The following is a 19,754-nucleotide window of genomic DNA, read 5'->3' as shown; positions in this document are numbered from 1 at the left end:
AGGTCTTCGGGATCTCAGCACGTTTTGTCAAGCGACACCCGGCCTCCGAAAATCAGACGTTTATGCCAGTGCAGGCTCAGGTAGATCGGTTGGTGCTCTGTCTGCAGTGGTAAGGCGTCAATTGATGCCGGCAATGCGAATTTGGCGAACAACCGGCGCATCAGAAAGGAAGCTCCGCTTCGACGTGGACACGTGACAGCGCGGCCCGCCCGACCCGCCGAATGGCAAGCACGAACGCCGCCGTCCGCAGGTCGATACCGTGCTCGTCCGCGGTTTTTCGCACGTCCTGGTAGGCCTGTTTCATCTTCTTGTCGAGTTCGAGGTTCACCCGATCCTCGTCCCAGCGGAACTGCTGGATGTTCTGCGCCCATTCGAAATAACTGACGGTGACCCCGCCGGCATTGGCCAGGATGTCCGGCACGATCAGGACGCCGCGGTCCTGCAGGATCCTGTCTGCGTCCGGTGTTGTAGGCGCATTCGCGCCTTCAACGATGATGCTGGCCCTGACGCCGTGCGCATTGCCTTCGTGAATGGCGTTTTCCAACGCGGCGGGGACGAGCACGTCGGCGTCCCAGGTGATCACCTCGTCCGCATCGAAGGCTTGCCCACCGGGAAACCCTTTCACGCCGTGATGCTCTGCGACCCAATCGGCAAGCGCCTTGACGTCCAGCCCACCATCGTCACGAACGCCGCCGGTATGGTCGGCCACGGCGACGATCTTCGCGCCCTGTTCAGCGATCAGTAAAGCAGCGTTGCTGCCCACATTGCCGAAGCCCTGAACGGCAACGGTCACATCGGCAAAGGACTTGCCCTGTTCTTTCAGAGCCTCGGCCAGGACATCCATGACTCCGCGCCCGGTGGCCGCAGCACGCCCTCCCGACCCGAAGAGGTCGAGCGGCTTGCCGGTCACCACGGCCGGAGAGAACCCAGCGTATTTCGAGTATTCGTGCATGATCCAGCCCATGACCCGGGCGTTGGTATTGACGTCGGGGGCCGGAATGTCCGTCGTCGGACCGATCACCTCTTTCATCTGCTCGACGAAGCGCGCCGTGATGTCGTGAAGGTCCTTCTCGGGGAGCGCGTGCGGATCGCAGTTGATGCCGCCTTTCGCACCACCGAACGGCACATCGACAACGGCGGTCTTCCAGGTCATCAGGTTTGCCAGCGCGCCGGCGTGATCCTCGTCCATGTCAGGATGAAACCGGAGGCCGCCCTTCATCGGCCCGCGCGCCTGGTTGTGCTGGACCCGGTAGCCCTCGTAGCTGTGCAACTCGCCATCGGACCCTTCGATGGCAATGCCGACCTTCACGGTGCGGTGGGGTGTGAGCAGGATCGCGCGGACCTTGTCCGACAGGCCAAGAACGTCGGCGGCCTTGTGAAAGTAGACGTGGCTTTCGGCGAGCATGGTTTTCTCCTTTTCACTCAGTTCTGGTCGTAAAAATTTCTGAAACTGATGTTGCGCGTGTCTACACGCGAGCGTGCCGGGAGACTTGATCTGGCGCGAGGGTCACACCCCCAATTCTTGCGTATCCTATTCAACCTGCAGATCCTCGTTCCAGAACAACCACGCAGACCGATGCTGCGAAGCCAAACACAAGCCAAATGCCGGCCAGTTTCCTGCCATAGACATAGGCCTCGGGGATCATCGAATTCGCCAGCATCGTGAGAATGGCCCCCGCCGCAAAGGTCTGCACGAAGGCCATCCAGGTGGCCGGCACATCGGCCAGCAGCGCAAATCCGGCCGCCGATGCGCCGCCGCTGACAAGCGCGATCATCAGCCACAACGACAGGATCTTCAGGTTATTCGTCCCGCCGGACCTGAGGCCGCTGGTGCCGGCTATGGCCTCGGGCAGGTTAGAGATGAACACAGCGACCAGCATCGCGATGCTAATTGTACCGCCCTTGAGAAGACCCAAGCCCAGCGCGACCGACTCAGGAATTCCATCGAGAATAATGCCGAGCACCATCGGCACGACCAAGGCCGAGGCGTCACCGGATTCTGTCGTATTGTTCTTGTCGTTCATCATGCCGCTGATGAAACGGTCGCCGAAGAAGAATGTGGCAGCACCGGCAAACAGACCCAGGATGGGGAAACCAGTCATAGTGGCGGTGCTGACTGCCTCGAATACAAGCTCATAAGTAACCGCGGAAACAAGTACACCCGCGCCAAAAGCCATAATTAGACCGAGAGTACGTTGACTGATCGTCACCCAAGACGCGATCAAACCGCCGATGACCAGTGAAAAGGCGGCAATGAACCCCCAAATAAAGGCGTTTAGCATGATCCACCCCCAGGTATGCGACCGTTGAGTGCCGGCCTGTTTAGAAGGAGGAGTATTCTCCATTCTTCCGGCTTTGATTTGTCGATTCCGCGCCTGCTGCGACCTGCAGAGAAAGAGGGAGCGCGGCGATGATCACTCCCAATCGGCAGACAGGCGCATATTAAGTCAGGCTGTTTTAGAAGCGATCAATGATCGACGCCCATTTCCTGCACTCGAAAAGGTCAAAATGGTCAAATCAGGCCGTCCGATTTATCCCTACTGGACAGCCTCGATTGTCCGTCCCAAAGCGCGGAGCTCGTCGATTGTCTTTCCTGCGCAATCGCCCTCAGCCCGATCCACGCTGGCCTCGACCACGCCATCTGAATCGACCGTTGCCGCCAAGTTTCCCAATGATCGGTAAAGCGCGCTACCGTCCGGTTTGAACCCCGCCAGATACCCGACAAGACTGTTGCCTCCTGGACCCTGGCAGACCAACGCGATTGGCAAACCGGCCAAGTCGGCCGCTGTTACCGGTACTCCGCCGAATAAAAGAGACGCCGCAATGATCGCGACTGATTTGGTTTGAAAGACTTTGTGCATCACTCTCTCCTCTTTGTGCATCACTCTCTCCTCGCCTTTATGTGCGCGGCAGCCACTCCGGTTTGCTGGAGCCGATGGGGTGGATAATCGGGTCCGACCAGTATTCAGGGGTCTTCGACATCTCGACCTGAGAGCCCAGTCGTGTGAATTCGCCGAACGCTGTCTGTCCGGTCTGGAGATTCGGTTCGATTGGCTGATGCTCTGCCCCCATGTTTGCGCGGTCCAGCAGAGTCGTCTTGTCGATGAGTCCGATGGCCTGCTCGAACATGACGGTTTGGGACAGATTGACGGAAACTCTGTAGCTTCCGCCTTCGGTCGCCCTGCGGAGCAGGGCCGCCTGTGCGCCGATTGTCGCCAGGTAACCAGTCAGGAAATCGCAGATCACATTGACCCCGTGCGGGGCTTGCGGTTGATCCGGGCTGCCCAAATCACACAGCAATCCGGTCAGCCCAGCCGCATTAAAGTCGTACCCCATCCAGTCGGCCCACGGCCCGGTTGGTGCGTTGAGCTTGATGTCCACGTAGATGATCCCGGGCCGGAATTTGGCAAGAAACTCGGGCGAGTAGCCTTGCTTTGCCGCCAGGTGTGGACGCAGGTTCTCAACGAAGATGTCGGCGTCCTTGACCAGTTCGTAAATCGGCTTGCGGCTTTGATCGTGGCGCGCGTCGAGATAGGTTTGTCGGGTGCCCGCGTCGCATTGCCAGTAGATGTTTGGTGCCTCAACCCAATCCAAAGTGTTGAGGTTCAGGCAATCGGCGCCCTGCGCTGCGAGCTGGCGCAGGATGGTCGGTCCTGCCACCACGTGGACCATGCCCAGCGCGCGAATGCCCGAGAGTGGACGCTCGGCCGGTCCCAGAGGCTCGGGATCGCTGTCGCCGATCTTCTGGATATGGATCAAGGGGGTTTGAACATTGTGCCGATACTGCTCCGTGGCCTCGTATTCCTCCCTAGTGCGGCACATGACCAGCGGGACGTCGGCGTTTTGGGCCGCCTTCTCCAGATCCTCGGCATCCCATTTCCGTGTGGCTTCTTCCAGTTGGGCAGGCAATGTGCCGCTGTTGAGCAGTTGCATGACCCTTTCCGTGCTTGCGGCATAGAGCGAGGTAAAGACGACGAAGCGCCCATCTCGGGTGGGCAGAATGTGGGTCGCTGATCCCCGGCCAGCCCCGCCGACAGCGCCTCCGACCATGTGCGGCGTGCCGTTGATCAGCGTGCATTTCACAAGCGTGTCCTGCCAGGCGCTGTGGTGGACGTAGGCTTTTCTAAGGTCGATGTGGATGTCCTGGCTTTCGCCACTGCGCATCTTCCAGATAAGCGCCGATGCCACCGCGTTTGCCCCTGTGATCGCCGCGGCCGCACAGCCGACTTTCAGCCCGGTCGGGCGGATGGGATCCATGCCGGCGAAGGTCATCTCGCCACCGAGGTCTTTGCGGTCCAGGCCTGCTTCGCCCAGAAGTCCGTCAACCGTATTCAGCAGATCTTCGTGGTTGTTGATGGTCTGATAGGTCTTCATCACCCGCTCCCTGTAGAATTAATCTTTTTCGTACGCACAATCCGAGCGCCGACGGACGGGCAGCTACACAGGTCTCTCCTGCCCGTTGGCGTTCTCCATCTTCGCGAAGGCGATCTAGAGAAGGTCGTTCTCAGCGCGCAACTTCAGGATCCCAATGATCACTTCGTTTTCGTCTTGAGCGAGTTGTTCGAGGGTGCGATCCCCGGCCTCGGCCAAGACGCCGTCGACGACCGTTTTTTTCAATTCGTCGCTTACGTCGGGCATCTCGAGTGACTTCATCAAGTGGGCCAGCCCATCCATCAGAGTTGCCATGTAGTGTTGGATTCCGCCCGCACCTCCGCCGAGGTGCCACTGCAAGCTGGGTCCCATCACGCCCCAGCGTATACCCGGCCCCATGCTCACGGCTATGTCAGCATCCTCGACGCTCAGCGCCCCGCTCTGAATCAAGTACAGGACTTCCTTGTAAAGCGCCGCCTGCAGCCGGTTCGCCACATGCCCGCGCAACTCCTTGTTCAGCTGGATCGGCTTCTTTCCGATCGACTTATAGAACGCCATGGCCTGTTTGACGGCGTCGGGCGATGTCTTCGTGCCACCGACAACCTCGACCAAGGGAACAATGTGCGGAGGGTTGAAAGGATGCCCGATCAGGACGCGCTCGGGGCGCTTGCACATTGCCTGGATCGTGCTTGGAGGTATTCCCGACGAACTCGACGCGATGATCGTATCCTCGGGCGTCGCCTCGTCCAGATCCACGTACAACTTAGGCTTGAAGTCCGTTCCTGGGCGTTCAGGCGCGTTTTCCTGAACGAAATCGGCTTGCCCCAATGCATCGGCCTGATTTGCGGTGAAGCTCAGACGATCGCGCGATGCGCCTTCGGCAAGGCCGATGTTGATCAGTTGATCCCACGCCCTGTCGACGTAGTCGCGCAAGTTTGCTTCAGCATTTGGGCCCGGATCGGTCGCGACCACGTCGAACCCCAACGCGAGATATTGGGCCACCCAGCTCGCGCCAATGGTTCCGGTGCCAACGACGGCAATGCGGTTGATGGGTTTGTCATAGGACATGCTGGTCCCTCCTGCTGAACAATTTCAGATGCTTATTGTGGGATTTCGGCGTAGGCGATGCCTGTGAGGTTGCCCTGAACCCCAACCAGACCGCGCTTCTCGGACCCGTCGAGCCGCGCCCGGAATATCGTGCCGGTCATGTCGGTCATGAACATGCGGTCGCCGGGAACATCGAGGGCGATGCCAATACCCTCCTGCAGATGGTCGAAAACGATCTCCGGCGCGTCGGGTTTGGCATCAATGGATGCGCGGTTTACCGTATTGCCACGCGGTGGGTCCCCGCGATCGGTCCAATACAAGACCCGAGTGTCGAAATCGATTTCCAGATCGATGGGCTCGGGCAAGCCATCGAAGAATACCTCTATGTCGCTGCGATTGCCGGCGGTCTCGCCTGCGGGGATGTCTAGGCTCGCGCGGAAGATACGCCCCAACTCTCCGTTAGCCGGGCCTTTTTGCGACCAGAAAATCTTCCCGCGTTCGTGATCTACCGCTATCCCCACGCACCATTTTGTGGCGTCGGGGCCGGGCCGTGCATCGCCCTGGCTCGAATCGACCAGTGTTTCGATCTGCGAACCGTCGAGATTGCAGCGCATGACACGCATGCCTTCGCGATCGCCCCAATAAAGCTTGCCGCTCCGTTTCTCGAGGTGAAGCTGCTTTGGCGTGAACGTTCCACCTTCCGGAACGATTGTCGTACGGTTCTGTCCGTCGAGATCGGCGCGCTCGATTGATCCGTTATCGTCTTTGGGATGACCCATGTTGGTCCAGTAGATGTGCCCGGCTTCGGCATCCACGACAACGCCATCGGGGGTATGGCACTCGGTCACGATGTTCTTTCGGTCGGAACCATCCGGGTTGATCGTGAAGATGATCCCGCCGCCCAGGTCGAGAACGTACAGCTTGCCGGTGGTGTCTTGAGGTTCGGTCATTGCCGCTCCCTTCGCGTGTCGAAATGATCATGCCGGGCAGAGCTTTGCTCGGGCACAGACTGATCTGAACGCGCGTTGGGCATTTGCGGAAGTACGTTACTGTAACAATCCGGGCAGGCGTTCCGCGTGCACTTCGACGTCTCAGGAAACGATCGGGAATGAAAATGCCGGGTCACCGCTCTCGCACGAATTGCCCAGCCGATTGCAGAACTGAGTTTTAGTTATCGCTGTCGTTGCGATGCAAGTCCGATCCGGTGAGTTCACCGGGCGGCCCGCCACCAGCTATGCATGGATGATGCCGGCGGCAACTTGTTCGTCATCGTGCACATGTTGAGGTCGGAGCGACCGCTAATTCTAGCCGGCGTCATCTCCGTCGTCTTCATCGTAGTGTTGCAGCAATGCCCGAGCGAATTGGGTGAAAAGGGCCACGAAGACGCCGGCCCCAACGAAAAGGTATAGGATGGTGAAGAGTTTGCTGATGTCGGTCGATGGCGCCAAATCACCCGGACCCGCTGTGGATATAGTCGAGACACTGAAATAGAGCGAGTCAACCCAAGACCAGCCCTCGACGCTCCTGTAAAACAGTGTTCCCGAAAGGAGCATCAGGACTGCGAGGACCAGTCCGGCCCGGAACTTCGGGCTTTTCCAGGAGCGCCTGATTGCCTTCAACAATCGATAAGTATTCAAAAAGAGTCCGAGCACCCGACCTCCGCTAGATTCAGGGGTTGTTAGCAGGCAATCTGAACTGCGCTGGTTCGGGTCGCGGCGAAGTCGCGGGGAGGCCCGCGTCCTGCAACGCTAGAGTCATTTTGGCCGCGAGTTCGGGCTCCACGTTGCGCTTCGCGAGATCGTCGCGAACGATAACTCCGTAGTCTGGCCTGATATCAAGAATGCGCCCGACAGCAGCCTTGGCATCGTCCTTCCGGCCCAAGCGCACCAAACATATGGCTTCCACGATATGTGTTGGAAGCACATCGGGTGCCGCGACCTTTTGTGCTTCAGACAGGGCCTGTTGAAATCGGCCTTCCGCAAAGTGGTACAGTGCCATGGCAATTCTATAAGTGCCGGGCTGAGCCGGGTTTCGGGAAAAAGACTCCTCAAGAAGCGGTATGCCCCTTTCCCAGTCGCCCAGAGTGGCCAGTTTCAAACCAAGATCGGCCAACAGGCTCGTCGCGTTCGGATTGAGCTCCAACCCGGTTTCGAACGCCTCGAGGGCCGCCTCGATTTCATTTCTGAACCAGTAGGCCTGCCCGAGCGCGTGAAATCCCAAGCTCGATCGGGGAGCGAGTTCGATCGACTTGAGTGCAAGGGTCTTCGCCCGCTCAATGGGCTCGTCCGTCCCGTCTGGGATTGGGAAACCGAATCGGTAAGCATCCGAATAGGAAAAGGAAAGACAGGCGAACGCCTCGGCAAACTGTGGCTCACGGGCGATAGCCTCTTCAAGGCATCCGATTACTTCGGCGTTGCCGGCGCGATTATAGGTCCGGCTGTAGTGATAGTATCGATTGACGCAATCATATGAAGACAATTCGGTTGCGTGTTTCCCTTCCACCTCCTGAGCTCGCCTAGAGAAGATGACGCCATAGGGCTGCGCTATAATGCGGGCAACTGTTTCCGCCACCTGCTCACGCCATTCGAAGATTCCAGACGGGTCAAGGACTGCTTCAAATCGGTCTGCCCACACGGCCTGTTGGCTCCCGGCTTCCGTCAATATCGCCTCGACGGCAAAATGTCCGGGCTCCATTTCCACCCCTCCATGCAGGAAGAAGTCGACGTCCAATTCGGAATGGAGATCTTTGGCCGCATCAGATGACTCATAGGAAAATGAGGTCTCAGGACCATAGACCAGAAGGTCACAAAACCTGGTCAATGCTACAATCAATTGTCGTGTCAGCCCTTGCCCGAATTCCGAAAACTGATCGATACTGCCTTCGCATACAAAGGGCACCACAAAGATCGAGGGTGGGTGAGCCGGGGCGTCTTCAGGTTTTGGAACGTTCTCTGGTGACGATACGACGGGCGATCGGGCAGGTGGACGGGACAGTTCGAACTCCGGGACATAACCTCCCTTCGGGACCGAAATGCGAACAGGGTCCTCGCTTCCGGCGGTCAGATAGTAATGTTCGAGAGCGCTTCTCAGGCGTCGGGCTTCAATTCGAACGATAGGATCCGTCTGCGGATCGAAATCCGTCCCGCGGCCAAGCACACTGGTCGCAATGCTGTACGCTTTAATGCGCTCAGACCGCCCGGCAAGACTTTCCTGTACGATGTGGTTCAGGAACCGACGGATGCGGGCCGAGGCATTAAAATCCGGCGAAGCGAGAACGCGATCGGTGGCGGCCCGCATCATGCCGGGTGAAAGCGCAGCGCCATTATCCAAAACAGTCTACCTTCTTTGGTGCAATCATTCATCCAGCCAGCGAGCCAGTAAGTGAAATCGCTTTCGTGTGTTGAGATCTAGCCAAAGCCAAATTGAAATTCGATGCTCTCGGTCAGAATCCTTCGTTACATCAACCATCATATCAGGCCTCTCAGTCAATGCTTAGCAATTCAGGCCAATGACCCAATTTCTCTTTTTTTTTCAGAACGCTTCGAATTGACGCCCCCCGTTTCGAAATTCCGTCCAGTGGCGCGACGGCGTCGTTTTTGGTCGCAACGCCAAACGAAATTCAACCAGAATATGAGTGGGGCGCGCATTGGCACAGCCAGAGCGAGAAATCTCAAATGAGGACTTAGGGCGCTGCAGCTTGCAGGGAAAACAAGTCAGTTCAGGGCTAGTATGCCTTCTTGAGTTTCTAACTCGGTTTCCTCACGGTCCAATATCGCGAACGACCCGGCGGCCAAATCGAATCTGGTCTCGGGTGTTGAACCGGACAATGCGGGAATTGTTACGGTAACGTACTTCCAGCCATGTCCTTTTTCGTGACTGCGTGAACCATCGCTGACTGTGTGCGGGCAAATTGCACAAGACACATAGAGATGGAGATGGACGTCGTGCTGGATGTCATGTTGAAGGTGTCGCTCGTCCTGTTCATGGCAGGCTCGTTGCTCGACATGGGGCTTGGGCTGAAATTGCGCGACGCGTTCATCGGACTTCGCGACGCGAGGTTCCTCGGACTTGGCCTGCTGTTCGGTTTCGCGCTCGGCCCTTTGCTGGCGCTCGCCCTGACGTTGATAATCCCACTTGAGGAGTCCTATGCCGTCGGCCTTTTGCTGCTTGGTCTGACGCCCTGCGCGCCCTTCCTTCCCGGCATCGTTAAACGGGCCCGCGGGTCGATGAATTACACCGCGGCCATGCTGCTTCTGGCCGCGGTCGGGACAGTTGTGATCCTGCCGTTGGCGGTTCCCTTCGTTGCACCTTCGCTGACCGCCGATGCGTGGAGTATCGCCAAACCTCTGGTCTTCATCGTGCTGTTGCCATTGCTGGGGGGCATTGCGGTTTTTTCGCGTGCGCCGAAGACGGCTGCCACTATCCGGCCGTTTGTCAAGAAGGTCACAACGGCCGCGACGATCGCGGTTCTGGTCCTTTGCGCTGTGCTCTACGGGAAGGGGTTCGTCAGCACATTCGGCAGCTACGCCATTGCGGCGCAGATTGCGTTTTTCGCCATCCTGACGACAGCCAGTTACCTGCTGAGCGGAAGTTTGCTCCAGCCTCAACGCAGCGTCCTGGCTCTCGGCATGTGCACCCGAAACGTCGGTGCAGCCATGGTCCCCCTGTTTTCCATGGCGACCATAGACCAACACGCGATGATCATGGTGGTTCTTGGCGTGCCGATGCAGCTCATCTTCGCCCTTTTGGCCGCCCGATGGTTTGCCCGAGACGCTGAAAACGTGCCTGGATGACGGATCCCTTGCCGCCAAAAAAACAAGTTGGCCAGCGGGTACCCGCGATCCCAACTGCGGAATGGGGAATGGAGTCGCGAAACCTCCTTTTTCAGAAACAAGGTCGCCCACACGCAACCAACGGCTCGGCCGTTTCGCCGCCAGCCGAGGGTCGCGCGAGTTGTTACAGTAACGTACTTCCGCGGTCGGTAGCAAAGCGCGCACATTTAGGTAGGTCCAACCACCAATTTGTCCGGGACGGTTGGAATCGTAGACAAAGGTGGGAACATTGATTGAGACACCAAGTAACAGGCGACACGGCTTTGAACAAGTAGTGCTCCTGCTTCAGGGAGGCGGTGCACTCGGTTCCTATCAGGCCGGGGTCTACGAGGCCTTGGCCGGGGCAGATCTGGAACCCGATTGGGTAGCCGGGATTTCGATCGGGGCGATAAACGCCGCGCTGATCGCCGGGAATGCGCCGGAGGACCGGGTCGCGCGCCTGCGCGAATTCTGGGATGAGGTAAGCAGCCCGCCGCTTGGGACGTTCAGCATTCCACATGTCCCGCAGGTCGATTTCCAACAGGATTTCGTGCGGCGGATGGTGAACCAGAGCCGCGCGATGGGGATCGCAATGTTCGGGGCGCCGGGCTTTTTCAGCCCAAGGACGCCGCTTGAAATCGCCATGCCTGCGGCCACCCCGGACAAGTTGAGTTTTTACAGCGTCGATCGGCTGCGGCCGACGCTGGATCGGCTGGTGGATTTCGACCGGATCAACGCGGGGCCGATGCGCCTGAGCGTCGGCGCGACCAACGTCGAGACCGGCAACTTCGTTTACTTCGACACCACCACGCACACGATCACGGCCGAACATATCATGGCGAGCGGGGCGCTGCCGCCGGGGTTCCCGGCGACCAAGGTTGACGGCGAATACTATTGGGACGGTGGCATTGTCTCGAATACCCCCTTGCAGTGGGTGCTGAATTCCCGCCCGCGGGTGGATACGCTCGCCTTCCAGGTCGATCTGTGGAACGCCAAGGGCGAGCTTCCAACCGATTTCGCTGAGGCCCAGGTGCGGGAAAAGGAAATCCGCTTTTCCAGCAAGACCCGTGCTGCGACCGACCACTACGAGCATGCGCAGAAATTGCGGATCGCCATGGCAAACCTGCTTGAGGACATGCCTGCCGATTTGCGGAACTCGCCCGACGCACAGCTGCTTGCTGCCGAGGCGGACGACCGGGTCTGCAACATCGTGCAGCTGATCTACGAGAGCAAGGCCTACGAAGGGGTCTCGAAGGACTACGAGTTTTCGCGCCGCACGACGGACGAGCACTGGCGGGTCGGGTACGAGGACACCCTGCGCACGCTGTCTCACCGCGAGGCACTGAGTCCGCCGGACCGTCAGGTCGGGGTCAGGACGTTCGATCTGGCCCATGTCGATGAAACGGTGACCACCCGTCGGAAAGCGGAACAGACCAAAAAGGCTCGAAAGGCGAAGCACTGACATGAACGAGCAAGACGTTAAAAGAAACGCTTTCGCGATGCCGCTAACAAATCCGGCATACCCGCCCGGACCCTATCGTTTCATCGATCGAGAGTTCCTGATCATCGCGTACCGGACAGACCCCGATGCGTTGCGTGCGGTAATCCCCGAGCCGCTGGAGATGACCGATCCCATCGTCAAGTTCGAGTTCATCCGCATGCCGGATTCGACTGGTTTCGGCGACTACACCGAGAGCGGCCAGGTTATCCCCGTCAGCTTCCGCGGTGAGAAGGGCGGCTATGTCCATGCAATGTACCTCGACGATCACTCTCCGATAGCCGGAGGCCGCGAGTTGTGGGGGTTCCCCAAGAAGCTCGCCTTTCCGGAAATGCGGGTCGAGAAAGACACATTCGGCGGGGTCCTACGTTATGGTCCGGTCCCGGTTGCGGTGGCCACCATGGGCTATAAACACCGGGCGTTGGATCACGATCCTGTCCTCGCGTCATTGCGTGAGCCGAGTTTTCTTCTGAAGATTATTCCGCATGTCGATGGCAGCCCGAGAATCTGCGAGATCGTTCGCTATTTCCTGGAAGATATCACACTCAAGGGAGCATGGACTGGCCCTGCTGCGCTGGAACTATTTCACCATGCGCTTGCACCCGTCGCGTCGCTCCCGGTGCTCGAAGTTCTTAGCGCAACGCACATCCTTAGCGACCTAACTCTTGGGATGGGGGAAGTGGTGCACGACTACCTGGCGTGACGCCGTAAGAGACGGGAGAAAGAAATGAGTGAAGAATTGAAATACGGAATCGACGCTGAATGGCAGGACCTCTCCGATGCAGCCTCAGAGTATCGTGGCTGGTTCATGTTTACTGGAATTCTGCTCCTCGTTTTGGGGATCCTTGCAGTTTTCTTTCCTTTCGTGACGACAATCGCTGCAAAGCTCATGTTGGGTTGGCTCTTCCTGATCGGTGGTGTCGTTCAAGCGGTCCAGGCTTTTTCGAACCAGAAATGGAGCGGGTTCTTCTATGAGCTTGCGGTCGGCTTGATCTTTGTTTTCGCCGGCGGCTGGCTGGCATTCTTCCCGTTGAGTGGCATCGTCACACTGACGGTGTTTCTGGCCACCGTCTTCATAGTGACGGGTTCGGTGGAAAGCATCCTCGCATTCCAGATCAAGCCCGCCGACAACTGGGGATGGTTTCTCTTTTCCGGGATCCTCTCGATTGTGGTTGGGTTCATGCTGATCGCAGGACTGCCCGGTACAGCAACATGGGCGATCGGTCTGCTGGTCGGATTCAGCATGATGTCCAGGGGATGGGCCTTTCTGTCCTTGGCTCTGCGGGCCGGGCAGGCCCAGAAAGCCCTACAAGACAGTAACGGGTGATCCTGCCAGTCGGGCATCCTTTTCGGAAGGAAAACAAGATGCGTCTAGAAAACAAAGTTGCCCTGATCACAGGCTCGGCAAGCGGGATCGGCAAGGAGATCGCAATAATTTACGCCCGCGAAGGCGCAAAGGTCGCGATTGCTGACCTCAATCTGGATGCGGCCCAGGCCACCGCGACCGAGATCGACCCAACCGGCGCAACCGCGATGGCCGTGGCAATGGATGTGACCGACGAATCCCAGGTGGACACGGGCATTGCCCAGGTGGTCGAGTCCTTTGGCACGCTGGACGTTCTTGTCAGCAACGCGGGCATTCAGATCGTCGACCCGCTGGTCGATTTTGAGTTCTCCAAGTGGAGGAAGCTGCTGTCGATCCACCTCGACGGTGCGTTTCTGACGACCCGCGCCGCACTGCGCCAAATGTACAAGCAAGGCAATGGCAGCGTGATCTACATGGGCTCGGTGCACTCCAAGGAAGCCTCCAAGCTCAAGGCCCCCTACGTCACGGCCAAGCACGGGCTGATCGGTCTGTGCAAGGTGGTGGCCAAGGAAGGCGCCGAATACGGGGTGCGGGCGAACGTGATTTGCCCTGGCTTCGTGCGCACGCCACTGGTTGAAAAACAGATCCCCGAACAGGCAAAGGACCTTGGCATCACGGAACAGCAAGTGATCGATAACGTCATGCTCAAGGACACCGTCGACCACGAGTTCACCACCGTCGAGGATGTCGCCGAAGCGGCGGTGTTCTTCGCTTCCTTCGGCTCGAACGCTCTGACCGGCCAGTCCATCATCGTCAGCCACGGGTGGTTCATGGAATAGCCGAAACAGCACGCCGCTTAGCCGTCTTCACGGAGCGCTCGGACACATCTTCGACTTGGCGTTGGTGTCTGGTCACCGGAAGCAACACAAACACAAAGAAAGGGCCATATCGATGACGATAAGCGTGGCAAAGGCGCCGAATGTGAGCGCAGTTGGAACTCCTGGCCGGCGGACCGTCTATAGCATGTGCGGTATGTGTGCGGTCCGTTGCCCGATGGAAGTGACGGTTGAAGACGGCCGCGTGACGTGGCTCCAAGGAAATACCAAAGACCCGGCCATCGGAGCTAGCCTATGCGCTAAGGGCGCGGCCGGTCTGGCGTTCGAATCCGACGATCAGCGCCCGCAGACCCCGCTGATCCGCAAGGGCCCACGCGGCAGCGGTGAATGGCGGCGCGCTTCGTGGGACGAGGCCTTGGACTACATAGCGGAGAAGCTTAGCGCCACGATTGAGAAACACGGAGCGCGTGGCATTGCCCTGTCCGATCGGGGCGGCCCGTTCACGGATCTGACCCGGACTTTCACCCACGCGCTTGGCTCGCCGAACTATTTCAACCACGACGCCACCTGCGGTGGAAATGTTCATAACGCATCCAAGTCGTTGTTCGGGTTCAGCCACGCCGAACTGATCTTCGACATGAAGAACACCAAGCATATGGTGCTCTACGGCCGCAACATCGTTGAATCCATCCAGGTCAAGGAAGCCAAGGCGTTCATGAGCGCAATGGCGAACGGCATGAAATGCACTTATGTCGACCCGCGCGCCAGCTTTACCGCCTGCAAGGCGACGCGGTACTGGCAGGTCCGGCCAAGAAGCGACTATGCGCTGAACCTGGCTCTGATCCACGAGATCCTGAAGCAAGAGATCTACGACAAGGAATTCGTTGCGAAATTTGTTGTCGGCATGGACGCGTTGCGCGAGGCCGTGGCCACCGCGACACCGGAATGGCAGGAAGAGCATACCGGTATCTCGGCCGACGAGTTTCGTGATTTCGTCCGGGAGATCGCGGCCGACGCGCCGCAAGTCATCTTCCACCCGGGCTGGATGACCGCCCGCCACAAGCAATCGTTCTACGTCAGCCGATCCACGCTGATCCTGAACGCTTTGATGGGCAACATCGAGATCCCCGGCGGTCTGATCATGGGCAAGTCGCCCGCCCAGTACGGACGCAAGGCGCTGAACGCCCTGACCGCGCGGGTCGCCCCGGTCAAAGAGCCGCGCGTCGATGGCGCGGGGACCGAGCGGCCGACATGGGACCCGGCCATCGGCATGCTGCATCAGCTCTTCGCCGCCATGGAAACCGAAAAGCCATATGGCGTGGGCGCATACTTCGCCTACCGCCACGACCCGCTGACCGGCATGCCGGATCGCAAGGCAATGCTGAAGGCGATGGAACATCTGGACCTGCTGGTGTCCATCGACGTGCGCTTTTCGGAAACCGGTTGGCGGTCCGACGTCATCCTGCCGGAATCCTCTTATCTGGAGCGGGCCAACATCCTGAGTCAGGCGAACGGTCAGGTGCCGGTTTTCACGATGCGCGATCAGGCCATTGCCCCCCGCTTCGACAGCCGTCCTGCGTGGTGGATCTTCCGCGAGATCCTGCGGCGCATGGATATCAAGGACCCGCTCGATTTCGAGAACATCGAAGAGATCTGGAACTACCAGCTCGACGGCACCGGCGTCTCGGTTGCCGAAATGCGGGAAGCGGGGATGACCGTCCTGGCCAAGGAGCCCAAGCTGACACCGCGCGACGATATCCGGTTCAAGACCCCGTCGGGAAAGATCGAGATCGTATCCGACAGCCTTGAACAGGCGGGCCTGCCGGCGCTCGCGCCGTTCACGCCGAACACGGCCCAGACCGGGGATGCGTTCGCGCTGCTGTTTGGACGCACGGCCACGCTGGCGCATGGCCAATCTCTCAACAATCCGATCCTGCGCACCATCGCGCCCGAGCAAGAGCTTTGGATTCACCCCGACCGGGCCGGTCCCCTTGGGATCACCGACGGGTCGCATGTCGAGGTCCAGGGGTCCGGCACATACCACGGCACCCTTAAGGCCAAAGTCACCCGGTGGATTCACCCCGAGGCGGTCTTCATGCTGCACGGCTACGGCGCGACGGTGCCTGCCGCCACACGGGCGCTTGGAGTCGGCGTCGCCGATCAGCAGCTGCAGGAGGGTAAACTCTACGACTTCGACCCAGCCGGCGGCGGGTGCGCCCTGACCGAAACCGTCGTGCGGGTCAAACCCGCGATAACCGGAGGAGTACCGGCATGAGCAATTACATGTTGAAGCATGACGAAGCCAATTGCATCGGGTGCCATGCTTGCGAAGTCCACTGCTCGTCCAACAAGGATCTTGGACCCGGGCCGTCACCATGCAAGATCATCACCGACGGCCCGGTCGACGTCGACGGTCTTCCGCGCATGCATTTCACATTCATGCCGTGCTTTCACTGTGAGGATCCCTGGTGTGTCAGGGCCTGCCCGACGGGAGCGATGCAGAAACGCGAGAAGGACGGCATCGTCCACGTGGAATCAAGCCTGTGCGTCGGCTGCAAGTCCTGCATAACCGCCTGCCCATGGGGGACGCCGCAGTGGAATCCAGAGACCAAAAAGGTCGTCAAATGTGACTTCTGCATGGACCGGGTGGACGCCGGCCTGAAACCCGCCTGTGTGACCAAATGCGTGACCGGGTGCCTTTCTTTCGGTGACGCCAGCGAAATGCCGGACCCACGCCGGGAACGCTATGCCCGCTTCGTGCTGGCAGAGGCCGAGGCAGAGGCCGAGTCCGGCGGGAGGGCCGAGGCATGAGCGCGCAGCCGACGTTGCCCTCCTGGCTCACGATGGGGGACACCGCGCCCGCGAATACGCTCGAGCGTGCGGTTCCCGGACTTGACCGGGCGCGGACACTTTCGCCGTTGCAAAGGGTACAGCATCTTCGAACGGCTAGTTTGGCCGAAAGCCACGGCGCGGGTCGTCCGGTCGACTACATCTGGCGGACGTTCCTCCAGGGCAACGGGCCGTCGACCATCGTCATCGATGCGACCGGCCTGGACCCGGATTCGCTCGTCACCTCCTCCGTTCTGGATGGAGCGCCCTGGCTGGTGGCCGAGGGTGTGATGATCGCCCTAGGCCTGCGCGACAGCGACAAGATCGAACTCCGCCTGACCGAAGACCAGGCGGGACACGAAGGCGCCTTCCTCAACACCGTGGATTCGATCCGGTCATTGGCACGGGTCTCAGTCCCCAGCCGCTCGTTGGAGATTAAGCGGAACAGCCAGCCGACCTGCTGGGGCGACCGCCGTCCAGCGGCGGAATCCCAGCTGGTCCATGACCCGGAAACCTGGTGCCGGATCGCCCTGTCATTCGCCGACAAGCGGGCAGAACATGCGTCGCTGATCACCCTACGCCAAGGACTGACGCAACGCGGGCTGGCGCAATTGGCGCATGACACAGACCTTCGAGGGCAAATTGAAGGGTGGCGCGGCAGCATCGACGCGCAGGACGGTGACCTTGTTCTGGCGTTCGACGGTGGCATGGGTGGGTTCCTTCCCTTATCCGCCTCCAAAATCATGTGCGACCCGGTCTCTCTTTCCTCGGCCGGGACCGTTCCAGCACCCTCCAGCCTGACGGTCATGTCAGACGGCGTCTGCGTTGTGAAACAAACCCGACGTGCGCTCTATCGCCACTGGCAACTCGCCGAGGACGAGCCGCATGCCGTACGCGGGCTTCTCGCACGGACGGCGCGGCTCGCGGCTGAAGTCACGCTAGGCCGTGGTGATGCCGGGCACCTGGACGGGCTCGACGAGATCGTGCTTCAACTTCAGGCAAAGGGCCTTGCGGCGGCATGGCCGCTTGCCAGCTCACTGCAGCACTATCGCGACCAGTGGGAAAGCCATGTGCGTCGCGAGTCCTGCCCCGAAGGGATCTGCCTTGAGCGGCAGGCAGCCCCCTGCCACCGCACATGCCCGGCGAACATCGATATTCCAAGTTTCATTGCCCATATCGGCCATGGCGACTATCGCTCCGCGATCGAAGTGATACGGCGCGACAACCCGTTTCCGCTGGTCTGTGGCCTGATCTGTCCGGCCCCATGCGAGTCTGCCTGTGTGCGAGGCACGGGCAACGGCGCGGTGTTTATTCGTCCGCTCAAGGCAAAGGCGGCCGAGCACTGCCTCGCCGATGGAGGCTATCCGCAACCCAACGTCGAACCGGACACCGGCAAACGCATCGGCATCATCGGATCTGGACCAGCCGGTCTTACAGCAGCCTACTTTCTGCGTCTAAACGGCCATTCAGTCGAAATTCTCGACGAGAGAGAACATGCCGGCGGCATGTTGCGATATGGTATCCCCTCGTATCGGCTTCCCACCGAAATGCTTGATCAGGAACTGGACCAGATTCTGGCGCTTGGGATTGAGCTGAATACGGGCACCAAGGTCAACAGCCTCGACACGTTTCGCAAGGATTACGATGCCGTTTTTCTAGGACTCGGGACCCAGTTGGCGCGGTTGCTCGCAGTCGATGGCGCCCATCTGCCATTCGTGAAGGGGGGCATTGATTTCCTGCGCGCGGTACGAAGCGGCCATCCGGCTCGGGTCGGACCGCGGGTCGTCGTGGTCGGCGGCGGCAATGTGGCGGTTGATGTCGCCCTCACGGCCCTCCGCCAGGGTGCGCAACACGTCGAAATGGTCTCTATGGAAAAACGGCGCGAGATGCCGGCTGGCCCGGACGACATTCAGATGGCTGTCGACGAAGGCGTTCAGCTTCGACCGGGATGGGGTCCTATGCGCGTGGAGGAAGCCGGCCGCATCGTCTTTCAGTATTGCGCGCGAACCAGAGACGAGACCGGGCGCTTCAACCCGGAATACGATCCGACCCGTTTGCTCACCCTGGAGGCCGATCACGTCCTTCTGGCGATTGGACAGGGCACCGATCTGACGAGCATCGAGGGCAGCGGCCTTGAAGTGACCCGCGGTTACATCGTGACGGATCCAAAGACCCTGATGACCAAAGAGCCGGGGGTCTTTGCCGGTGGAGACGTGGAACACGGTCCCAGATTGGTGGTCGACGCGATCCGCTCCGGCAAGATCGCCGCGGCCTCGATCGACGCGTGGCTGAGCGGCGAAGTCGTCGATGCCAGCGTCGGCAAGGCAATTCGCCGGGACGAGGTGCCGTTCCTGAAAACACCGGCAAAGGACCGGACGTATCTGCATAGGGCGATGATGCCCGAACGGTCGGTCGAAGAGGTCGTGGGCGACGGCAATTACGTCCAGGTCGAAGAGGGTCTGACGGACGCCATGGCGCATGACGAAACGAAGAGGTGCCTGCGGTGCGACATCTGCATCGGGTGCGGCCTGTGCATGGCGGCCTGCAGCGAAATGGGCGTCGAGGCGCTGCGCATGTCCGACACGCCGGCCGGCCGGCTGGCGTATTTCGATTTCGAACGTGCGTCGTCTCTCTGCATTGGTTGTGGCGCCTGCACGCAGGTCTGCCCGACCGCGGCAATCCGTATCGAGGATCAAGACGGGGTCCGCCGCACGGTCATCACGGGGACAGTGGTGCAGGAACAGCCGCTTCTGGCGTGCAGCGAATGCGGAGCCCCGACGCGGACGCCGGCGCATCGGGACTTTGTGCGGGATCGTCTGCCAGACCACATGGCAACCCTTCTGGAACGCGAACTTTGCCCGTCCTGCGCACGCTCGCGGACATATCGACCGAACGCGGCGCGGGATGTTTTGGCGGGCATGACTTAGACGCTTTTCGTGTGCGCCCACGGATCGGGCCCGTTCGCTGAGCGATAGTCCGGAAGCATCAGACCAGCTTCCGCTATTGCTCTACGCGGTCTATTTTGGTCTGGAACAGCGAACGGTGCTGGCAGACTA

Annotated in this window: 16 protein-coding genes; 8 read left to right on the top strand and 8 right to left on the bottom strand. The window is 59.8% G+C overall.

Translation table 11 applies throughout. The features are described from left to right. Positions 1–160: 160 nt before the first annotated feature. The 8 genes from AC2FNV_RS08900 to AC2FNV_RS08865 all read right to left on the bottom strand — a co-directional run bounded on the left by AC2FNV_RS08900 (position 161) and on the right by AC2FNV_RS08865 (position 8,748). A complete protein-coding gene (locus AC2FNV_RS08900; RefSeq protein WP_496773036.1) occupies positions 161–1,405 on the bottom strand; it encodes a Glu/Leu/Phe/Val family dehydrogenase in 1,245 nt (414 codons plus the stop codon). Between the two features lie 130 nt (positions 1,406–1,535). After that, positions 1,536–2,282, bottom strand: a complete 747-nt coding sequence (locus AC2FNV_RS08895; protein WP_496773035.1) for a ZIP family metal transporter — start codon at positions 2,280–2,282, stop codon at positions 1,536–1,538. Between the two features lie 255 nt (positions 2,283–2,537). Next, positions 2,538–2,861, bottom strand: coding sequence for a hypothetical protein (locus AC2FNV_RS08890; protein WP_496773033.1), 324 nt, complete (start codon positions 2,859–2,861; stop codon positions 2,538–2,540). Positions 2,862–2,898: 37 nt separating this feature from the next. After that, positions 2,899–4,374, bottom strand: a complete 1,476-nt coding sequence (locus tag AC2FNV_RS08885) for a CoA transferase (RefSeq protein ID WP_496773032.1) — start codon at positions 4,372–4,374, stop codon at positions 2,899–2,901. A 114-nt stretch (positions 4,375–4,488) separates the two neighbouring features. Continuing rightward, positions 4,489–5,439: a 3-hydroxyacyl-CoA dehydrogenase NAD-binding domain-containing protein gene (locus tag AC2FNV_RS08880; RefSeq protein ID WP_496773030.1), complete on the bottom strand. Its 951-nt coding sequence runs from the start codon at positions 5,437–5,439 to the stop codon at positions 4,489–4,491. Positions 5,440–5,471: 32 nt separating this feature from the next. Next, positions 5,472–6,368: a hypothetical protein gene (locus AC2FNV_RS08875; protein ID WP_496773028.1), complete on the bottom strand. Its 897-nt coding sequence runs from the start codon at positions 6,366–6,368 to the stop codon at positions 5,472–5,474. Positions 6,369–6,722: 354 nt separating this feature from the next. Next, the gene (locus AC2FNV_RS08870; protein WP_496773026.1) at positions 6,723–6,971 is read right to left on the bottom strand and encodes a potassium channel family protein; all 249 of its coding nucleotides are present in this window, start codon (positions 6,969–6,971) and stop codon (positions 6,723–6,725) included. 115 nt (positions 6,972–7,086) lie between these two features. Then, positions 7,087–8,748 carry a tetratricopeptide repeat protein gene (locus tag AC2FNV_RS08865; protein WP_496773024.1) on the bottom strand — a complete coding sequence of 554 codons (1,662 nt, stop codon included), beginning with the start codon at positions 8,746–8,748 and terminating at the stop codon, positions 7,087–7,089. A gap of 599 nt (positions 8,749–9,347) precedes the next feature. On the opposite strand from AC2FNV_RS08865, the gene AC2FNV_RS08860 reads away from it, so the two are divergent. The 8 genes from AC2FNV_RS08860 (at position 9,348) to AC2FNV_RS08825 (ending at position 19,625) form a co-directional block, all read left to right on the top strand. Next, the gene (locus AC2FNV_RS08860; protein WP_496773022.1) at positions 9,348–10,211 is read left to right on the top strand and encodes a hypothetical protein; all 864 of its coding nucleotides are present in this window, start codon (positions 9,348–9,350) and stop codon (positions 10,209–10,211) included. Positions 10,212–10,479: 268 nt separating this feature from the next. Beyond that, entirely contained in the window at positions 10,480–11,691 is a 1,212-nt protein-coding gene (locus AC2FNV_RS08855) for a patatin-like phospholipase family protein (protein ID WP_496773020.1), read from the top strand. A 1-nt stretch (position 11,692) separates the two neighbouring features. Continuing rightward, positions 11,693–12,430, top strand: coding sequence for an acetoacetate decarboxylase (locus AC2FNV_RS08850; RefSeq protein WP_496773018.1), 738 nt, complete (start codon positions 11,693–11,695; stop codon positions 12,428–12,430). A gap of 24 nt (positions 12,431–12,454) precedes the next feature. Further along, positions 12,455–13,054, top strand: coding sequence for an HdeD family acid-resistance protein (locus AC2FNV_RS08845; RefSeq protein ID WP_496773016.1), 600 nt, complete (start codon positions 12,455–12,457; stop codon positions 13,052–13,054). 38 nt (positions 13,055–13,092) lie between these two features. Next, positions 13,093–13,872: a 3-hydroxybutyrate dehydrogenase gene (locus AC2FNV_RS08840; RefSeq protein ID WP_496773014.1), complete on the top strand. Its 780-nt coding sequence runs from the start codon at positions 13,093–13,095 to the stop codon at positions 13,870–13,872. A gap of 112 nt (positions 13,873–13,984) precedes the next feature. Further along, a complete protein-coding gene (locus AC2FNV_RS08835; RefSeq protein WP_496773012.1) occupies positions 13,985–16,144 on the top strand; it encodes a molybdopterin-dependent oxidoreductase in 2,160 nt (719 codons plus the stop codon). Next, positions 16,141–16,680 (top strand): 4Fe-4S dicluster domain-containing protein, encoded by a 540-nt coding sequence (locus AC2FNV_RS08830; RefSeq protein WP_496773010.1) that lies wholly within the window; start codon positions 16,141–16,143, stop codon positions 16,678–16,680. Before AC2FNV_RS08835 ends, AC2FNV_RS08830 begins: the two co-directional genes overlap by 4 nt. Beyond that, positions 16,677–19,625 (top strand): FAD-dependent oxidoreductase, encoded by a 2,949-nt coding sequence (locus tag AC2FNV_RS08825; RefSeq protein ID WP_496773008.1) that lies wholly within the window; start codon positions 16,677–16,679, stop codon positions 19,623–19,625. Before AC2FNV_RS08830 ends, AC2FNV_RS08825 begins: the two co-directional genes overlap by 4 nt. Positions 19,626–19,754: the final 129 nt, after the last annotated feature.

The sequence above is a fragment of the Ruegeria sp. BHSA163 genome (assembly GCF_059613365.1).
Note: the sequence above shows the minus strand (reverse complement) of the source record. Positions and strands in the feature narration are given on the sequence as shown.